We start from the raw sequence: 16,324 nt of genomic DNA, 5'->3' as shown, positions 1-16,324 counted from the left end.
CCCCCTGTCCCACCGCCCGGGCCTGCTCCGTGCCAACGTCAGAGGCATCAGCTCAGACAGCGCAAGAGAAGTTCGAGCCTTGCAGGAAACTTGAAGGCGGTAGGGGCGGGCGTGGTAGTAGGGGGTTCCGGGGCGTCAGCGGACATGGATGTCCGCTGTCGAGCTGCCATGGATGGCGTTTTTGCGGTCCCGGCACCCCCTGTCCCACCGCCCGGGCCGGCGCTACTGGCACCGAAGCGGACATTAATAGCGCCCCGAAGCCAAATCCCGATAAGGTAAACTCGCCGCCCATGACGAAAACCCGCCGGCCGCTGCTCAAACTCGCCATCGTGCTCCTGGTCCTCGCCGGCGTGGGCGTGGTGATGCTCGATGCGCGGATCACGGCGACCTTCTCCGATCGCATGTGGGCGCTGCCGGCGAAAGTGTATGCACGGCCGCTGGAGCTGTTCGTGGGGGCGCCGCTGTCGGCGGAGGACCTGGCCTGGGAGCTGGAACTGCTCGGTTACAGGCCAGTTAACAGCGCCCGGGCGCCGGGACAGTATTCGCGCAACGGCAGCGTCTTCGACATCTACACGCGCGGGTTCGCGTTCCCCAGTGAGCGGGAGCCGGCGCGGGGCGTTCGGCTGGTGTTGAGCGGTGGCCGGGTGTCGGCGCTGGTGAGCGGCAGCGAGGACGTGCCGCTCATGCGGCTGGACCCGCTGCAGATCGGCGGCATATACCCGTCGCACGGGGAAGACCGGATCCTGGTGCGGCTTAACGACGTGCCGGAGACACTGGTGGCGGGGCTGCTGACCGTGGAGGACCGGCGCTTCTACGAGCACTGGGGCTTCTCCATCACGGGCATTGCCCGGGCGGCTTTCTCCAACCTGCGCAGCGGTCGGGTGGTGGCCGGCGGCAGCACCATCACGCAGCAGCTGGTGAAGAACTACTACCTGACCCCGGAGCGCACCATCGTGCGCAAGCTCACCGAGATCGCCATGGCGGTGCTGCTGGAGCTGCACTACAGCAAGGACGCCATTCTCGAGAGCTACCTGAACGAGGTCTACCTCGGCCAGGAGGGGCCGCGCGCCATCCACGGCTTTGCGCTGGCGGCGCGGCACTACTTCCAGGCGCCGCTCCCGCAGCTGGGCCTGCACCAGCAGGCGCTGCTGGTGGGCATGATCAAGGGGCCGAGCCTGTACAACCCGCTGCGCAACCCGGCGCGGGCGACCGAGCGGCGCAACCTCGTGCTCGACGAGATGGCCGAGGCCGGCATTATCAACGACGGACAGGCGGCGGTGGCCAAGGCCATGCCCCTGGGAGTGAACCGGGCGCCGCGGGTGCGCGACGCCTTCCCGGCCTATCTCGACCTCGTGCGCCGGCAGCTGCGCGAGGAGTACCGGGAGGAGGACCTGGCGACCCTGGGCTTGAGCATCTTTACGCCCTTCGACCCGATCCTGCAGCGGCAGCTGGAGCGCAGCACCGACGCCGTCCTCGGCGGCCTCGACGGCGACCTGGAGACGGCGAGCATCGTCACCCGGGTGGACACGGGCGAGGTGGCGGCGCTGGTGGGCGGCCGGCAGGTGCGCTACGCCGGTTTCAACCGGGCGCTGGATGCGCGCCGGCCCGCCGGGTCCCTGCTCAAGCCGGCGGTGTACCTGGCGGCGCTGGAGCAGCCGGAGCGCTACACGCTGGCCACGCGCATCGACGACAGCCCGCTGCGCCACGAGGCAAAGGGCGGGCAGGTGTGGGAGCCGGAGAACTTCGAGGAGACCTTCCACGGCGAGGTGCCGCTCTACGCCGCGCTCGCCAAGTCCTACAACGTGGCCAGTGCCCGCCTCGGCCTCGAGCTCGGGGTCGACCGGGTGCACGACATGCTCGAGCGCCTGGGTCTGCCCGAAGCGCCGGCCGTGCCGGCGGTGGCCCTGGGGGCGGGGGAGTACTCGCCGCTGATGATCGCGCGGCTCTACCAGGCCATCGCCGCCGGCGGCTTCCGCATGCCGCTGCGCAGCATCCGCGATATCGTCGATGCCCACGGCGAACCGCTGAAGCGCTACCCGCTGGCCTACGACCGGCGCGTGGACCAGCGCGCCGTGCACCTGCTGCACTACGCCCTGCGCGCGGTAGTTCGCGAGGGCACCGGGCGCACGGTCTACCGCCGGCTGCCGCAGGCCTTCGCGGTGGCGGGCAAAACGGGGACCACGGACGGCTTCCGCGACTCCTGGTTTGCCGGTTTCTCCGGTGACCTGCTGGCGGTGAGCTGGATCGGCCACGACGACAACCGGGCCACGGGGCTCACCGGGGCCACCGGCGCCGGGCGTATCTGGTCGGACTTCATGGCCGCCGCGGCGCGCCGCCCGCTCGCCTACCGCATGCCCGGCGGCGTGTCCCTGCACTGGGTGGACGAGGCCACGGGGCTTAAGAGCCGCGAGGGCTGCGAGGGCGCGCGGCTGTTACCCTTTATCGATGGCAGCGAGCCCGAGGGCCGAAGCCCCTGCGCTCGCCGCGGCAACCCGGTGCGGGACTGGTTCCAGCGCCTTTTCGGAGACGAATCATGAACCTGCGCCCGCTGCTGGTCCTCGCCCTCGCCGCCTTCCTCGTCGCCTGTGCCGGCAGCCCGCCGCGGGAGGCCCCCGCACCGGTGGTCACACCGCCCGGGGAGAGCCGCCCGCCCACGCCGGCGCCCGAGCCGGCTCCCCCGCCCGTGGAACCCGCGACCGACGCGGTCACCGGCCTTCTCGCCCAGGCGCGGGATGCCCGCGAAGGCGGCGAAACGGAGCGCGCCCTGGCGCTGCTGGAGCGGGCGCAGCGGCTGGACCCGGCGCGCGGCGCGCTCTACCTGGAGCTGGCGCGGACCCACGCCGCGGCCGGCAACGCCGCCCAGGCGAAGGCCTTCGCCGAGCGCGGGCTGCTCTACTGCCACGGCAGCGAGTGCAGCGCGCTGGCGCGCTTTACCCGCTGACGCGTACGGTAAAGGCGCCGTCCCTCGCCACGAAATCCACCCGCTGGTTGATGCACGCCGGCCGGTCGCCGGCGGAGTGGCTGACGAAGAGGAGCTGGCTGTCGCTGCCGGCGGCCACGTGGTCCACGGCCCGCAGCAGCAGCCGGCGGTGCCAGGCATCGAGGCCCAGGGTGGGTTCGTCGAGCACCAGCACCTGCGGGCCCTTCACCATGGCCCGGGCGAGCAGCACCATGCGCTGCAGGCCGAAGGAGAGGTCGTCGAAGCGCGCCGCGGCAAGGTCGCCGAGGGCCAGCGCCCGGAGCCAGGCCTCGGCCAGGGCGCGCTGGCTGTCGCCCCAGTCGTCGTAGAGGCCGACGCTGTCGAAGAAGCCGGAGGTCACCACCTCCACCACGCGCATGCCGCGGGCGAAGGTGAGCTGCAGCTGCGTGTCCACCTGGCCGAAGTGCCGCTTGATATCCCAGACGCTTTCACCGCTGCCGCGGCGGCGGCCGAACAGGGTTACGTCCTGGCCGTAGGCCTTGTGGTTGTCGCCGGTGATAAGGCCGAGCAGCGTGGATTTGCCGCAGCCGTTGGGGCCGGCGATGGCGCAGTGCTGGCCGTGGTCGAAGGTCCAGTTCACGCCGGCGAGCACGGCCGTATCATCGAAGCTGACGTCGATGTCGCGCAGGGTGATGAGCGGCGCGTCGGCCGGTGCCCGCGGCGCGCCGGGCGGCGGCGGGGGCAGGTCACCCAGGGGCGGCAGCGGCGGCAGCATGAGGGCTTCGGTACCGGGTGCGGCGAGGACGGCATCCCGTTCGCCGGCGGCCGCGACGCGCCCGGCGTCGAGGAGCAGCACGCGGTTGATGGCGGCCGGAACGTCGGCCGGGTCCCGCGCCAGCAGCAGCACCGGCTGGTCGCCCGCCAGCAGCGTGTCGAGGGCCAGGTGCAGCTTCTCCTGGCTCGCCGCGTCGAGACCGTCGAGGGGGCTGTCGAGGATGAGCAGCCCGGGGCGCTGCAGGATAGCGCTGGCGAGAAGCGTCTTGCGCATTTCGCCGGTGCTCAGGTAGCGCAGGCCGCGGTCGAGCAGTGGGCCGAGGCCCAGCAGCTCGACCCAGTGATCGCGGTCCGCCGTGGCCGGCAGCAGGTCGCTGACCCGGGTGCCCGGGTCGCGGGCATCGGCGCTGAATTCCGAGACGTCGAGCTTTCGGTCCCGGTCCACCAGGGCCCGCGCCCGCTCGAAGCAGACGTAGGCGATGCCGTGGTGGGCGAGGGTGTCGGTGCGCTCCACGCTGCCGCTGTAGTGGCCGAGTTCGCCGGCGAGCACGCGGGCGAGGGTGGTCTTGCCGGCGCCGTTGGGGCCGAGCACCGCCCACTGCTCCCCCCGGTGGATGGTCAGCGACAGGCCGCGCAGCACGGGGCGGGCGCGGTAGCTCACGGTGAGGTTCTCGACGGTGAGGAGAGTGTCGGGGGCGTTCACGGCGGGCTCCAGCGGGACGGGCCCGCGATTGTAGGAGCCGGTGGATGGCGCGACAACGGCCGGCTCCCTTGCTTCAACGGGACACGGCTGGCTTAATCGGGCGCAAGCCTCAAAGCCCCGGCCCCGTGTCTGTTGCACTCCTGAACCTCGTCGAGACCCGCCTCGCCGACCACCGCCCGAAGCGCCACCGGCTGCGCCCCTTCATGAAACGCTGCGCGGTCGCGCTCGTGCTGCAGGTGCGCGAGGGCGAGCTGTGCGTGCTGATGATCCGCCGGGCGGAGCGTCCCGGGGACCCGTGGTCGGGGCAGATGGCCTTCCCGGGCGGGCGCATGGAGCGCATCGACGCTAACGGCTTCGCCACCGCGGTGCGCGAGACGGAGGAGGAAGTCGGTCTCGTGCTCGAAGCCGACGAGTGCGTCGGCCGGCTGTCGGAGGTGAATGCCCGCTCGCGGATCCGCGGCCTCGGTATGGCGGTCAGCCCCTTCGTCTTCCGCCTGCGCCGGGAGGTCGCCTTCGCTCCCAACCACGAGGTGGCCGAGGTGGTCTGGGTGCCGCTGGAGTTCCTCCTCGACACCGATAACCGGGAGACCATGGTCTGGGAGCGCAAGCCTGTCTCCCTGACGCTGCCCTGCTATTTCTACGAGGGGCGGCGTATCTGGGGCCTGTCGCTGCGCATGCTCGACGAGCTGATGGACCTCGTGACCGGCCCGAGCGGCGGGCGGCCACCCTGGCGGCGCGACTGAGCTACTCGGGCTCCGCCGCGTCCCCGTGGATGAGGAACTGGCGGGTGTTGAGCATGAGCTCGCGCAGGGCCGGGTCCTCCCGGCTGGCCTCCTTCAGCCGCGTCTTGTCGATGCGGCCGGCGACGTAGGCCGCGAGCACGTCCAGCAGCACCGGGGTCATCTCCGGCTCCCGCGCCCAGCGCGGCGCGTCGACGAGGTTGCCGGTGACCGCGTCGCCGGTCCAGCGCAGCCAGTAGCCGCCGCAGCTCGAGAGCACGTAGTCGCCCTCGCGGCCGTAGCTCTGGTTCGGCGTGGCCGGGTTGAAGCCGCCCTCGGGGACGGCGTCGATGCGCGACAGCGCCAGCACCCAGCGGCTGCCCTCGGGAAAGTCGTCCGCCGGCGGGCGGCAGTAGTCACCGGTTTTCAGCCACACGCGCACCTGTTCGCGCCAGCCTTCCCCGCGCAGGGTGCGGCCGATGGCGATGTCGATGGAGTTGCCCTTGCGCTGCGCGACGGTGCCGGCGACCACGAGGTCCGCCCCCGCCTGCACGTCGGCGAAGCTGCCCTCCCAGAGGCAGCCGCACTCGGCGTGCCCGGGGAGGGGAACGAGGGCGGCGGCGAGGAGCAGGGCGGCGGTGCGCACCGGTTACGCCGTTACTGCAGCGCTCGCGCCGCGTCCAGGGCGAAGTAGGTGAGGATGCCGTCGCAGCCGGCGCGCTTGAAGGACAGCAGCGACTCGAGCATCACCACCTCCTCCTGCAGCCAGCCGTTGGCGAAGGCGGCCTTGTGCATGGCGTACTCGCCGCTCACCTGGTAGGCAAAGGTAGGCGCCTTGAGCTCGTCCTTCACCCGGCGGACGATGTCGAGGTAGGGCATGCCTGGCTTGACCATGATCATGTCCGCGCCCTCGGCGAGGTCCAGGGCGCACTCGTGCAGGGCTTCGTCGCTGTTTGCCGGGTCCATCTGGTAACTGAACTTGTTGCCGCCCTTGATGTTGCCGGCCGAGCCCACGGCGTCGCGGAAGGGGCCGTAGTAGCTCGAGGCGTACTTGGCGGCATAGGACATGATCAGCGTGTTCACGTGGCCCTCGGCCTCGAGCAGCTCGCGGATGGCGCCGATGCGCCCGTCCATCATGTCGGAGGGAGCGACCACGTCGGCGCCGGCCTCGGCGTGGGACAGGGCCTGCTTCACGAGCACGTCTTTCGTTATGTCATTGAGCACGTAGCCGTCGTCGTCGATGATGCCGTCCTGGCCGTGGGTGGTGAACGGGTCGAGGGCGACGTCGGTCATCACGCCGAGTTCCGGCACCGCGTCTTTCAGGGCGCGCACGGCACGCTGGGCGAGGCCGTCGGCGCTGTAGGCTTCTTCGGCCTGCAGGCTCTTGCGCTCCGCAGGCACCACCGGGAACAGGGCGATGGCGGGGATGCCGAGGCCGTGCGCCTCCTTCGCGAGCTCCACCAGCAGGTCTACGGAGAGGCGCTCCACGCCGGGCATGGAAGGCACGGCTTCGCGCTCGCCGCTGCCCTCGAGGACGAACACCGGCAGGATGAAGTCCGCCGGGGTCAGGCCGTGCTCCCGGACCAGGGCGCGGGCGAAAGTGCTGGCCCGGAGCCGGCGCATGCGGGTGGTCGGGTAGGGCCCCCGGCTGCTGGCGAAGCTCATGCGCCGGAACTCCCGGCAGTCAGCATGTGGAAGACGATGTTCGCCGCCTCGATGGTCTTGTCGATGTCCTCGTCCGTGTGCGCCGCGGACATGAAGCCCGCCTCGTAGGAGGCCGGCGCCAGGTAGACGCCGTGCTCGAGCATGCGGTGGAAAAAGCGGCCGAAGGTCTTGGTGTCGCAGGCCATGACGTCGGCATAGTTTTCCACCTTTGGTGCGCTGGTAAAGAAGCCGCCGAACATGGTGCCCGCGTGGTTCGTGGTAAAGGGCACGCCGGCGCTGTCCGCCGCGGCCTCGAGCCCGTGGCAGAGGCGCTCGGTGCGCTCGAAGATCGGCTCGTAGAAGCCCGGCCGGGTGATGATGTCCATGGTGGCGAGCCCCGCCGCCATGGCGATCGGGTTACCGGAGAGCGTGCCTGCCTGGTACACGGGGCCGAGGGGCGCGATGTGCTCCATGATCTCGCGCTTGCCGCCGAAGGCGCCCACGGGCATGCCGCCGCCGAGGATCTTGCCCAGGGTGGTGAGGTCCGCCTCGATGCCGTAGTGGCCCTGCGCACCGTGGGGCCCGAAGCGGAAGCCGGTCATCACCTCGTCGAGGATGAACACGGCGCCGCTCTCGTTGCACACCTCGCGCATGGCGGTAAGGAACTCGGGCTTGGGCAGCACGCAGTTCATGTTGCCGGTGACCGGCTCGACGATCAGGCAGGCAATCTTGTCGCCGTGCTCCGCGAAGCACTGGCGCAGGCCCTCGGTGTCGTTGTAGGTAAGGGTGATGGTGTGCTCGGCAAGGCAGGCCGGTACCCCCGGGGAGCTGGGCACGCCGAGCGTGAGGGCGCCGGAGCCGGCCTTGATCAGCAGCGAGTCGGAGTGACCGTGGTAGCAGCCTTCGAACTTCACGATCTTGTCGCGGTGCGTGTAGCCACGGGCGAGGCGGATGGCGCTCATGGTGGCCTCGGTGCCGGAGTTCACCATGCGCACCAGGTCCATGTTCGGCATGATTTCGCAGATCCGGTCGGCCAGCTGCGTCTCGAGCTCCGTCGGCGCGCCGAAGGACAGGCCCTTCTCGGCCTGGCGGACCACCGCCTCGCGCACCTCGGGGTGGTTGTGGCCCATGATCATGGGGCCCCAGGACAGCACGTAGTCGATGTAGCGGTTGCCGTCGGTGTCGAAGAGGTAGGCGCCGTCGGCGCGGTCGATGAACACCGGCGTGCCGCCGACGGCCTTGAAGGCCCGCACCGGTGAATTCACGCCGCCGGGGATATGGGCGTTGGCGCGCTCGAATAGGGCTTGCGATGTGACCATGCTGTCCTCACTGCAGGGTAAGACGGGCTCCGGCGGAGCTTGAAGCCCCCGGATTATGGGCCTTCGTCCTCCCCGTCAACAACCCCGCGGCGGGTCCAGGCGCCCCGTCAAGGGGAGTGCATCAAGCGGGTGGGATCAAGAAAGGCTCGATCAGAAGGGCTTCAGCACCACCAGGAACACGATGGCAAAGAGGAACAGCACCGGCACCTCGTTGAAGAAGCGGTAGAACACGTGGCTGTGGCTGTCCGAGTCGGCGTTGATGGCCTTTACGTAGCGGCCGCACTGGAAGTGATAGACGATGAGAAAGGCCACGCCGGCGAGCTTGAGCCAGAGCCAGGTGGCGCTCAGGTAGTAGTCCGGCGCCAGGGTGATCATCCCTACGCCGAAGACCACCGTCAGCACCATGAAGGGCGTGACGAAGCGGTACAGGCGGCGGGACATCACGGCCAGCTGCGCCCGGGTCGCGCTGTCCTCGCTGGCGGCGAAGTAGACGAAGATCCGGGGCAGGTAGAACAGGCCGGCGAACCAGCAGACGACGAAGATGATGTGCAGGGCACGCAACCACAGCATGGCGATTTCCTTAGCTCTCGCTATAGATGAATGACAGGGAGTAGCGCTCGATGCGCTCCCGGGTGACGATGCCGCGCAGGCTGCGCTTGCCCGTGGGCAGCCGGCCGTAGACGCAGGCCGCCTCGACGGTCTCGCGGCGCAGCACGTCCATGGCCTGGCGCAGCGTGGCCTGCTCGGGGACCCGGGTGATGGTCCAGCGGCGCAGGTCGGCGCCGGTCAGGTCCAGCAGGGCCGGATCCTCGCCTTCTTCCGGCGGCAGGGGCGGGCGCTCGCCGGCCTCCCAGGCCAGCAGGTCCTCGCCGCGTAGGAGGAACAGGTCCTCCTCGTCGCGGTGGATGACGCACCAGTCCGGGACCTGCACCGCGAGGGCACGGAGCGCCTCGGGGCTGATCTTTGCCGGCACGCGCACGGCGCTGGTGTTCATGCCCGAGGTGACGTCCACCCGGTGCAGGAACTGCCCTAGGGGGTCCTCCGGCACCGCGCGCTCGAGCTGGCGAAGGAGCGCGTGGTGCACCGCCCGCTGGCGGAACAGCGCGGTGTTGACGAGGTTGGCGGCAACGATGGCCAACAGCGCCGGCATGGCGACCGCCGTGGTCTGGGTGAGCTCGATGACCGCGATGCTGGCGGCCAGCGGAGCGCCGAGCACCGTGCCCATGGTCGCCGCCATACCGATGATCACGTAGAGCGTCATGTCCGACGCGAGCGCGGGCTGCAGGGTCGGGCCGAGCTGGCCGAGGAGGCCGCCGATGCAGGCGCCGATGATCAGGCTCGGGCCGATGAGCCCCACGGGCAGCCCGAAGCCCAGGTTCACGCTGGTGGCCAGCAGCTTGGTGACGGCGAGCGCCGCGAGGAGCACCAGCGTGCTCTCGCCGGCGAGAATGCGCCGCAGCGAGTCGTAGCCCATGCCGAGCACCTCGGGAACCAGCAGCGCGAGGCAGCCCGTGAGCACCCCGGCGACCGTGAAGCGCAGCAGCACCGGGCGCTGCCGGGAGCCCGCGGAGAGCAGCACGAGGCGGATGAGCAGCGCACCGGCGGCCCCGCAGCAGAGCCCCACGAAGAGAATGAAAGGGATTTCCCAGAGCGAGTTGAGCTCGACCGGCGGCAGGGTGAACACCGGGAAGCCGAAAGCGAGGCCGCGGCTGATGGCCGAGGCCGCCACCGCGGCGAGCATCACCGGGACGAAGCCGGCCACGGTGTACTCGGCGACGATGACCTCCATGGCGAAGATCACGCCGGCCAGGGGCGTGTTGAAGGCCGCGGCGATGCCGCCGGCGGTCCCGCAGGCGATGGCCACGCGCAGGCTGTTGTTGGGCAGGGACAGGCGCTGGCCGAGCAGGCTGTTCACAGCCGCGCCCAGGTGCACTCCAGGGCCCTCGCGGCCCCCGGACTGCCCCGAGGCCAGGGCCAGCGCCCCGGCGAAGAACTGCACCAGCGCGTTGCGCAGCGGCAGCACCCCGTAATGGTAGTGCAGCCGGCTGACTACGTGCAGGATGCCGACCTCGCGCTGCTCCCTCGGCAGCAGGCTGAACGCGGCACCGAGGAGCAGGCCGCCCCCCGCCGGCAGCGCGAACAGCAGCCAGCGCGGCAGCGTCTCGAAGGCCTCGCCGCCGTTCACGCCCCAGAGTTCACCGAGGGCGACGATGGCCGCCTCGAAGGCCAGCACCACGCCGCCCGACGCCAGGCCGCCCACGACGCCCAGCAATGCATAGGCGAGGGTCGACTCGTAGCGGGTGAGAGAGCGGCGGAAGCTGCCCAGGGTATTGCGCACGGCGCTGACCGATGCCAGTGAAAAATGCGATCATAGCAGTTTGCCCGCCGCTCGCGGCGGCGGGCCGGCAAGCACTTTCAACGGAGGCAGCATGGTCAGGGTCGGCATCGTCGGAGGCACGGGCTACGCGGGCGTGGAGCTGCTGCGACTGCTCGCGGCGCACCCCGGGGCCGAGGTCGTGCTCATCACCTCCCGGGGCGAGGCCGGCCGCCGGGCGGACGAGCTGTTCCCGAACCTGCGCGGAACCTGTGACCTCAGTTTCACTGAGCCGGATACCGTCGCACTTGCCGCCTGCGACGTCGTTTTCTTTGCCACGCCGCACAACGTGGCCATGCACAGTGTGCCGGCGCTGCTCGATGCCGGCGCCCGGGTGATCGACCTGTCCGCCGACTTCCGCCTGCGCGATGCCGACACCTGGTCCGCGTGGTACGGCGAGACCCACGCCTGCCCGGAGCGGCTGGCCGAGGCGGTGTACGGCCTTCCCGAGTTCTACCGCTCGGCGATCGTGGACGCGCGCCTCGTCGCCTGCCCCGGCTGCTATCCCACGGCGATCCAGCTGGCCTTCGCGCCGCTGCTCGCAGGCGGGCTCGTGGACCCGGGGCAGCTCATCGCCAGCGCCGCCTCCGGGGTCAGCGGCGCCGGCCGGCAGGCGAAGCTCGACAACATCCTCACCGAGGCGAGTGACAACTTCAAAGCCTACGGGGCTAGCGGCCACCGGCACCAGCCGGAGATCGAGCAGTCCCTCGGCGACCTCGCCGGCGAGCCCGTGGGGGTGACCTTCGTGCCGCACCTGCTGCCGATGATCCGGGGCATTCACGCCACCTGCTTTGCCCGCCTGCATACCCCGGGGCTGGACCTGCAGCCGGTGTTCGAGGACTACTACGCCGACGAGCCGTTTGTCGACGTGCTGCCCGCGGGCCAGCACCCGCAGACCCGGGTGGTGCGCGGGGCCAACCGCTGCCAGCTCGCGGTGACGGTGCCCCAGGGGCGGGATACTGCGGTGGTCATGGCCACGGAGGACAACCTCGTCAAGGGCGCCTCCGGCCAGGCCATCCAGTGCATGAACCTCATGCTGGGCCTGCCGGAGACCGAGGGGCTCGGCCATCCGGGGCTGCTGCCCTGAGGCCGCGCCGGCCCCCGGGTTGCGGGTGCCGGCCGCAATACTTGACTGAATTGCTAGGGCTTCGCATACTCCATGAACTTGTTTGAACGCCAGGGCGCATTCCGCCAATGACCGTCGCCACAGCCTTTGACCCGAACAGCCTGACCCTCTCGCCCAATGCCGTGCGCAAGGTGCGTGAACTCGTGTCGGAAGAAGAGAACGCCGATCTCAAGCTGCGCGTCTTCATCACCGGCGGTGGCTGCTCCGGGTTCCAGTACGGCTTCTCCTTCGACGAGGAGGTGGCCGAAGACGACACCGCCATCGAGATGGACGGGGTGACGGTGCTCGTGGACCCGATGAGCTTCCCCTACCTCGCCGGCTCCGAGGTCGACTACACCGAGGGCCTCGAGGGTTCCCGCTTCATCGTCAACAACCCGAACGCGACGACTACCTGCGGCTGCGGCGCGTCCTTCGCTATCTGAAAGGGGCTAGCTAGCCGCCCGACCCCGGCACCACCCAGCGCCCGCCGGCGCTGCCCGGATAGATTCCCCCTAGAACCCGCGGCCCCGCCGCGCCGGTAACCGCCGGTGCATTGCCGGGCCGGCCGGCCAGCGTTTCCCGCGCCAGCCAGGCGAAAGCCGCTGCCTCTACCCAGTCCGGGTCCAGCCCCAGCGCCTGCGTGGTGGCAAGCCGCGCGGGCTCGAGGGCCCGGTGCAGGCGACGCATCAGGTCGTCGTTGTGTGCCCCGCCGCCACAGACGTAGACCTCGTCCGCAGGGAAGCCCGCGCGTTCCAGGCCGCGGATGATCCCCTGCGCCGTGAGTGCCGCCAGCGTGGCCTGCACATCGCGCGGGTCGGCGTCCGGTACTGCGGCGAGCAGGCTGTCCAGCCAGGCCTCGCTGAAATGCTCACGCCCGGTGCTGCGCGGGCCCGCGCGCTGGAAGAAGGCATCCGACAGGGCGCCGTCGAGGAGGGCCGGGATAACCGTGCCCTCGGCGCTCCAGGCACCGCCGGCGTCGTAGTCGGCCCCCTGGTGGCGCCGGCTCCAGGCGTCGAGGAGCGTGTTGCCGGGCCCGGTATCGAAGCCGGCGACCAGCGTTTCCCCGTCGAGGAGCGTGGCATTGGCGATGCCGCCGATGTTGACGATGGCCCGGCAGCAGCCCGCGGCGCCGAAGCAGGCGCGGTGGAAGGCCGGTGCCAGGGGGGCGCCCTCGCCGCCGGCGGCGATGTCGCGGCGGCGGAAATCCGCCACGGTGGTGATGCCGGTGCGCTCGGCGATCGTGTTCGGGTCCCCGAGCTGCAGCGTGAAAGGGGTGTTGCCCCCGGGACGGTGGCGGACGGTCTGGCCATGGGAGCCGATAGCGCTTACCCGGGCCGCGTCGATACCGCTGCTTTCAAGGAGGGCGAGGGCGGTGTCTGCGAAGGCCACGGCGACCTCGCGGTCCACCCGGCCCGCCTCGTCGAGGCCGTCTTCGCCGGGCGTGCACAGGGTGGCGATGGCGTCACGGAGCGCGGGCGGGTGCGGGCGGCCCAGGGTGGCGAGGACGTCGAAGCGGTCGCACGCGAGGTCTTCATCGAAGGCGAGGAGCGCCGCGTCGACGCCGTCGACGCTGGTGCCGGACATGAGGCCCAGGTAGTAAGCCGGGGCCACGGCGGATCAGGGCGCGGCGGTGGCGGTGCCGGTCCCCGGGCCCCCGGCGCTGGCGAGGCGGGTCTCGGTCTGGCGCTGGGCCAGCTGCTGGCTCACCCCGGTGATGGCGCTGCGGAAGGCGGGCATCTCGGCCGCGGCGAGCGACTTGGCCTTCGGCAGCAGCTTGTGGATGGTTCGCGGGTTGCGGTGCACGCCATCCACGAGGAATTCGTAGTGCAGGTGCGGCCCGGTGGCGGCGCCCGTGGAACCCACGGTGCCGATGACCTGGCTCTGCACCACGCGCTGGCCCTGGCGGACCTTGCGCTTGTTCAGGTGCAGGTACTTGGTGATGTAGCGCTCGCCGTGCTGAATGAACACGTAGTTGCCGTTGGCACGGGTATAGCCGGCCTCAATCACCCGGCCGTCACCGGAGGCGAAAACCGGCGTGCCGCGGGGCGCGGCGTAGTCGGTGCCGCGGTGCGGCCGCGTGGTCTTGTAGATCGGGTGAAGGCGCTTGAGGTTGAAGTTGGAGCTGATGCGGGTGAAGTCCACCGGGGCCATGAGGAAGGCCTTGCGCATGCTCACGCCGTTTTCATTGTAGTAGCTCGCCTGCCCGGCGCTGTCGGTGTAGCGGAAAGCGTTGAAGGTCTCGCCCTTGTTGGTAAAGGAGGCGGCGATGATGTTGCCCTCGTCGAAACGCTCGCCGTCGAGGTACAGCTCTTCGTAGAGCACGTGCATGGTGTCGCCCTTGCGCGGGTCGAGCGCGAAGTCGATGACACCGCCGAAGAGGTTGGCCAGCTCCATCACCAGGTTGCTCGACAGGCCGGCGTCGCGGCCGGCGAGGAACAGGGACGTGTCGATCTCGCCGGAGGCCCAGGCCAGGCGCACTTCCGGCTCGCGGTCGATGCGCTCGCTGGAGTAGCCGCCGTCCATGCGCCGGTAGACGACACTGTGCAGCGGGTCGATCACGTGGCGCACGGCGGCCAGCTCGCCGGCATCGTCGGCCAGGAAGCCGATGGTCTGGCCCGGGTAGATGCGCTCGAGCGCCTTTCCCTGCGGCGCCGTATGCACGATGCGGTAGACGTCGCCATCGGCGTAGCCGGCCCGCTTGAACAGCAGGGAGAGATTGTCGCCGGACTGGACGATGAGCTCGCGCCAGGCCGGGGCGGGCGCCGCTTCGGGCGATTCCTTCGGCTCGGCGGCGGTCTCAGCCTCGGCCGGGGCCGGCTCCTGCGCGCCCGCCGTGTCGACGCCGCTCTCGGCCACCTCGATGGCGGCATCCATGGCGCCGGGCACCTCAGCCTCCGGGGAGCGGTTCGCCTCCACGTCGCCGCCCGGGGCCACGAGGGCGGCGATCGCGACGGCCGCCGTCAGGGCGGCCACGGCCAGCAGGTGGCCCTGGGAAACGCGGGGTCGCTGTGCCAGCGGCGTGGCGCCGCGGGGCGCTTTCTTGAATTGCATCGGCTCTTGCCCGCAGAAATGCTGATCGAAGTATAACGCAGGATGCCGCTACCGCCCGGCAGTTGCAATCCATGGTCGTTGGGGTATCTTGCGCCCTCTTTTTACTACGTGCCGTCCACCCGCCGGGATGACAGCCGACCGCAGCAACCGTGAGCCGCCATCATGAGTAGTGCACTGATCGCCGACCTGCGCGCGCGCGGGCTCCTGTTCCAGCTCGCCGGGGAGGAGGCGCTCCCGGGCTGGCTCGATGGCGGCATGCGCACCCTCTATTGCGGCTTCGACCCGACGGCGGACAGCCTGCACATCGGGTCCCTGGTGCCGCTGCTGACCCTGCAGCGCTTCCAGCGTGCGGGTCACCGGCCCATCGCCCTGGTGGGCGGTGCCACGGGCCTGATCGGCGACCCGAGCTTCAAGGCGCAGGAGCGGCAGCTGAACACCCCCGAGGTCATCGGCGGCTGGGTGGAGAAGATCCGCGACCAGGTCTCGCGCTTCATCGACTTCGATGCCGGGCCGCAGTCGGCCCTTGTGGTGAACAACCTCGACTGGACACAGGGCATGGATGTGCTCACGTTCCTGCGCGACATCGGCAAGCACTTCTCCGTCAACGCCATGGTGCAAAAGGAGTCCGTGCGCCAGCGGATCGAGCGCGAAGGCGCAGGCATCAGCTACACCGAGTTCAGCTACATGATCCTGCAGGCGCTGGATTTTGCTGAGCTGGCCAACCGTCACGACTGCTCCCTGCAGCTCGGCGGCTCGGACCAGTGGGGCAACATCACCGCCGGCATCGACCTGGCCCGGCGCCTGCACGGCAAGCAGGTGTACGGCCTGACACTGCCCCTGATCACCAAGGCCGACGGCACCAAGTTCGGCAAGACCGAGAGCGGCACGGTCTGGCTGGACCCGGCGCGCACCTCGCCCTATGCCTTCTACCAGTTCTGGCTGGGCACCGCGGACGCGGATGTCTACCGCTTCCTGCGCTACTTCACGTTCCTGGACGTGGCCGAGATCGAGGCCATCGAGCGCGCCGATGCGGAGCGCCAGGGGCGCCCGGAAGCACAGGGTGTGCTGGCCCGGGAGGTGACCCGGCTGGTGCACGGGGATGCGGGCCTGGCCGCGGCCGAGCGCATCACGCGCTGCCTGTTCGACGGCGACCTCGAGACCCTGTCGGCCGACGACTTTGCGCAGCTGCGGCTGGATGGCCTGCCGGCGAGCGCCCTGGACCGGGCGGCGCTGCCCGAGACGCTGACCCAGACGCTGGTCGAAGCGGGCATGGCGAAGTCCGGCAAGCAGGTCAAGGATGCGCTCGGCAACGGCGCCGTGCTGGTCAACGGCCGGGCTCTTTCCCGGGACGACAACGCCGACCCGGCGGGCTGCTTCGCGGCCGGGCGGGCCCTCCATGGGCGCTTCTTCCTCGTGCGCCTGGGCAAGAAGAAGTACCACCTGTTCGAGGCGGCCTGACCCGTATCAAAAAAAGATCGAATCACCGCTTGCCAGCGGAGGTTCCGACTGTATAATACGCCTCCCGGTCGAGACATGGTCTTGGCGGGTAACGCCCGGCCCGGCGCCGAGCGAGCTGCTTAACAGACAGATGAAGACAGATGTGTGGGCACTTGTTGGATTGGTGGCTCACTCTCATCGGGCTTGCCCGGGGGAGTAAAGTTATCAGACACAAGTGACTCATCGATTCATTTATGAATCATTGATTCTGATGTGTC

General features: G+C 70.1%; 14 protein-coding genes. 6 read left to right on the top strand and 8 right to left on the bottom strand.

Annotated elements, in window-relative coordinates; translation table 11 throughout:
- The first annotated feature begins 290 nt into the window (after window positions 1–290).
- On the top strand, window positions 291–2,537 hold the full coding sequence (gene mrcB, locus RKE50_RS00970; RefSeq protein ID WP_350033637.1) for a penicillin-binding protein 1B: 2,247 nt from the start codon (window positions 291–293) through the stop codon (window positions 2,535–2,537).
- Window positions 2,534–2,941, top strand: a complete 408-nt coding sequence (locus RKE50_RS00965; RefSeq protein WP_350033635.1) for a tetratricopeptide repeat protein — start codon at window positions 2,534–2,536, stop codon at window positions 2,939–2,941. Before mrcB ends, RKE50_RS00965 begins: the two co-directional genes overlap by 4 nt.
- Here RKE50_RS00965 and RKE50_RS00960 read toward each other — a convergent pair.
- The gene (locus RKE50_RS00960; RefSeq protein ID WP_350033633.1) at window positions 2,931–4,397 is read right to left on the bottom strand and encodes an ATP-binding cassette domain-containing protein; all 1,467 of its coding nucleotides are present in this window, start codon (window positions 4,395–4,397) and stop codon (window positions 2,931–2,933) included. The genes RKE50_RS00965 and RKE50_RS00960 overlap by 11 nt on opposite strands.
- Window positions 4,398–4,522: 125 nt before the next feature.
- Between RKE50_RS00960 and RKE50_RS00955 the strand changes: the two genes are divergently transcribed.
- Complete coding sequence (locus tag RKE50_RS00955; RefSeq protein WP_350033631.1) at window positions 4,523–5,140, top strand: NUDIX hydrolase; 618 nt, start codon at window positions 4,523–4,525, stop codon at window positions 5,138–5,140.
- Between the two features lies 1 nt (window position 5,141).
- Here the strand turns inward: RKE50_RS00955 and RKE50_RS00950 are convergent, their stop codons facing one another.
- The 5 genes from RKE50_RS00950 to RKE50_RS00930 all read right to left on the bottom strand — a co-directional run bounded on the left by RKE50_RS00950 (window position 5,142) and on the right by RKE50_RS00930 (window position 10,417).
- Entirely contained in the window at window positions 5,142–5,762 is a 621-nt protein-coding gene (locus RKE50_RS00950; RefSeq protein WP_350033629.1) for a delta-aminolevulinic acid dehydratase, read from the bottom strand.
- 11 nt (window positions 5,763–5,773) lie between these two features.
- Entirely contained in the window at window positions 5,774–6,781 is a 1,008-nt protein-coding gene (hemB, locus tag RKE50_RS00945; protein ID WP_350033627.1) for a porphobilinogen synthase, read from the bottom strand.
- Window positions 6,778–8,079: a glutamate-1-semialdehyde 2,1-aminomutase gene (gene hemL, locus RKE50_RS00940; protein WP_350033626.1), complete on the bottom strand. Its 1,302-nt coding sequence runs from the start codon at window positions 8,077–8,079 to the stop codon at window positions 6,778–6,780. Before hemL ends, hemB begins: the two co-directional genes overlap by 4 nt.
- A gap of 150 nt (window positions 8,080–8,229) precedes the next feature.
- On the bottom strand, window positions 8,230–8,649 hold the full coding sequence (locus RKE50_RS00935; RefSeq protein ID WP_350033624.1) for a CopD family protein: 420 nt from the start codon (window positions 8,647–8,649) through the stop codon (window positions 8,230–8,232).
- A gap of 10 nt (window positions 8,650–8,659) precedes the next feature.
- Entirely contained in the window at window positions 8,660–10,417 is a 1,758-nt protein-coding gene (locus RKE50_RS00930) for a chloride channel protein (protein ID WP_350033622.1), read from the bottom strand.
- A gap of 91 nt (window positions 10,418–10,508) precedes the next feature.
- Here RKE50_RS00930 and argC point away from each other — a divergent pair, with 91 nt between their 5' ends.
- Window positions 10,509–11,540: an N-acetyl-gamma-glutamyl-phosphate reductase gene (argC, locus tag RKE50_RS00925; RefSeq protein WP_350033620.1), complete on the top strand. Its 1,032-nt coding sequence runs from the start codon at window positions 10,509–10,511 to the stop codon at window positions 11,538–11,540.
- A gap of 107 nt (window positions 11,541–11,647) precedes the next feature.
- Complete coding sequence (gene erpA, locus RKE50_RS00920; protein ID WP_350033619.1) at window positions 11,648–12,001, top strand: iron-sulfur cluster insertion protein ErpA; 354 nt, start codon at window positions 11,648–11,650, stop codon at window positions 11,999–12,001.
- Window positions 12,002–12,011: 10 nt separating this feature from the next.
- On the opposite strand, the gene RKE50_RS00915 is transcribed toward erpA, so the two are convergent.
- Window positions 12,012–13,169 (bottom strand): anhydro-N-acetylmuramic acid kinase, encoded by a 1,158-nt coding sequence (locus tag RKE50_RS00915; protein WP_350033618.1) that lies wholly within the window; start codon window positions 13,167–13,169, stop codon window positions 12,012–12,014.
- Between the two features lie 6 nt (window positions 13,170–13,175).
- Window positions 13,176–14,609: a peptidoglycan DD-metalloendopeptidase family protein gene (locus RKE50_RS00910; RefSeq protein ID WP_350033617.1), complete on the bottom strand. Its 1,434-nt coding sequence runs from the start codon at window positions 14,607–14,609 to the stop codon at window positions 13,176–13,178.
- 162 nt (window positions 14,610–14,771) lie between these two features.
- Here RKE50_RS00910 and tyrS point away from each other — a divergent pair, with 162 nt between their 5' ends.
- Window positions 14,772–16,067, top strand: coding sequence for a tyrosine--tRNA ligase (tyrS, locus tag RKE50_RS00905; RefSeq protein WP_350033616.1), 1,296 nt, complete (start codon window positions 14,772–14,774; stop codon window positions 16,065–16,067).
- Window positions 16,068–16,324: the final 257 nt, after the last annotated feature.

The sequence above is a fragment of the Pseudohaliea sp. genome (assembly GCF_040217025.1).
In the GTDB taxonomy this organism is placed as follows: domain Bacteria; phylum Pseudomonadota; class Gammaproteobacteria; order Pseudomonadales; family Halieaceae; genus Pseudohaliea.
The sequence above is the reverse complement of the archived record's forward strand: the minus strand, read 5'-3'. Positions and strand labels throughout refer to the sequence as shown.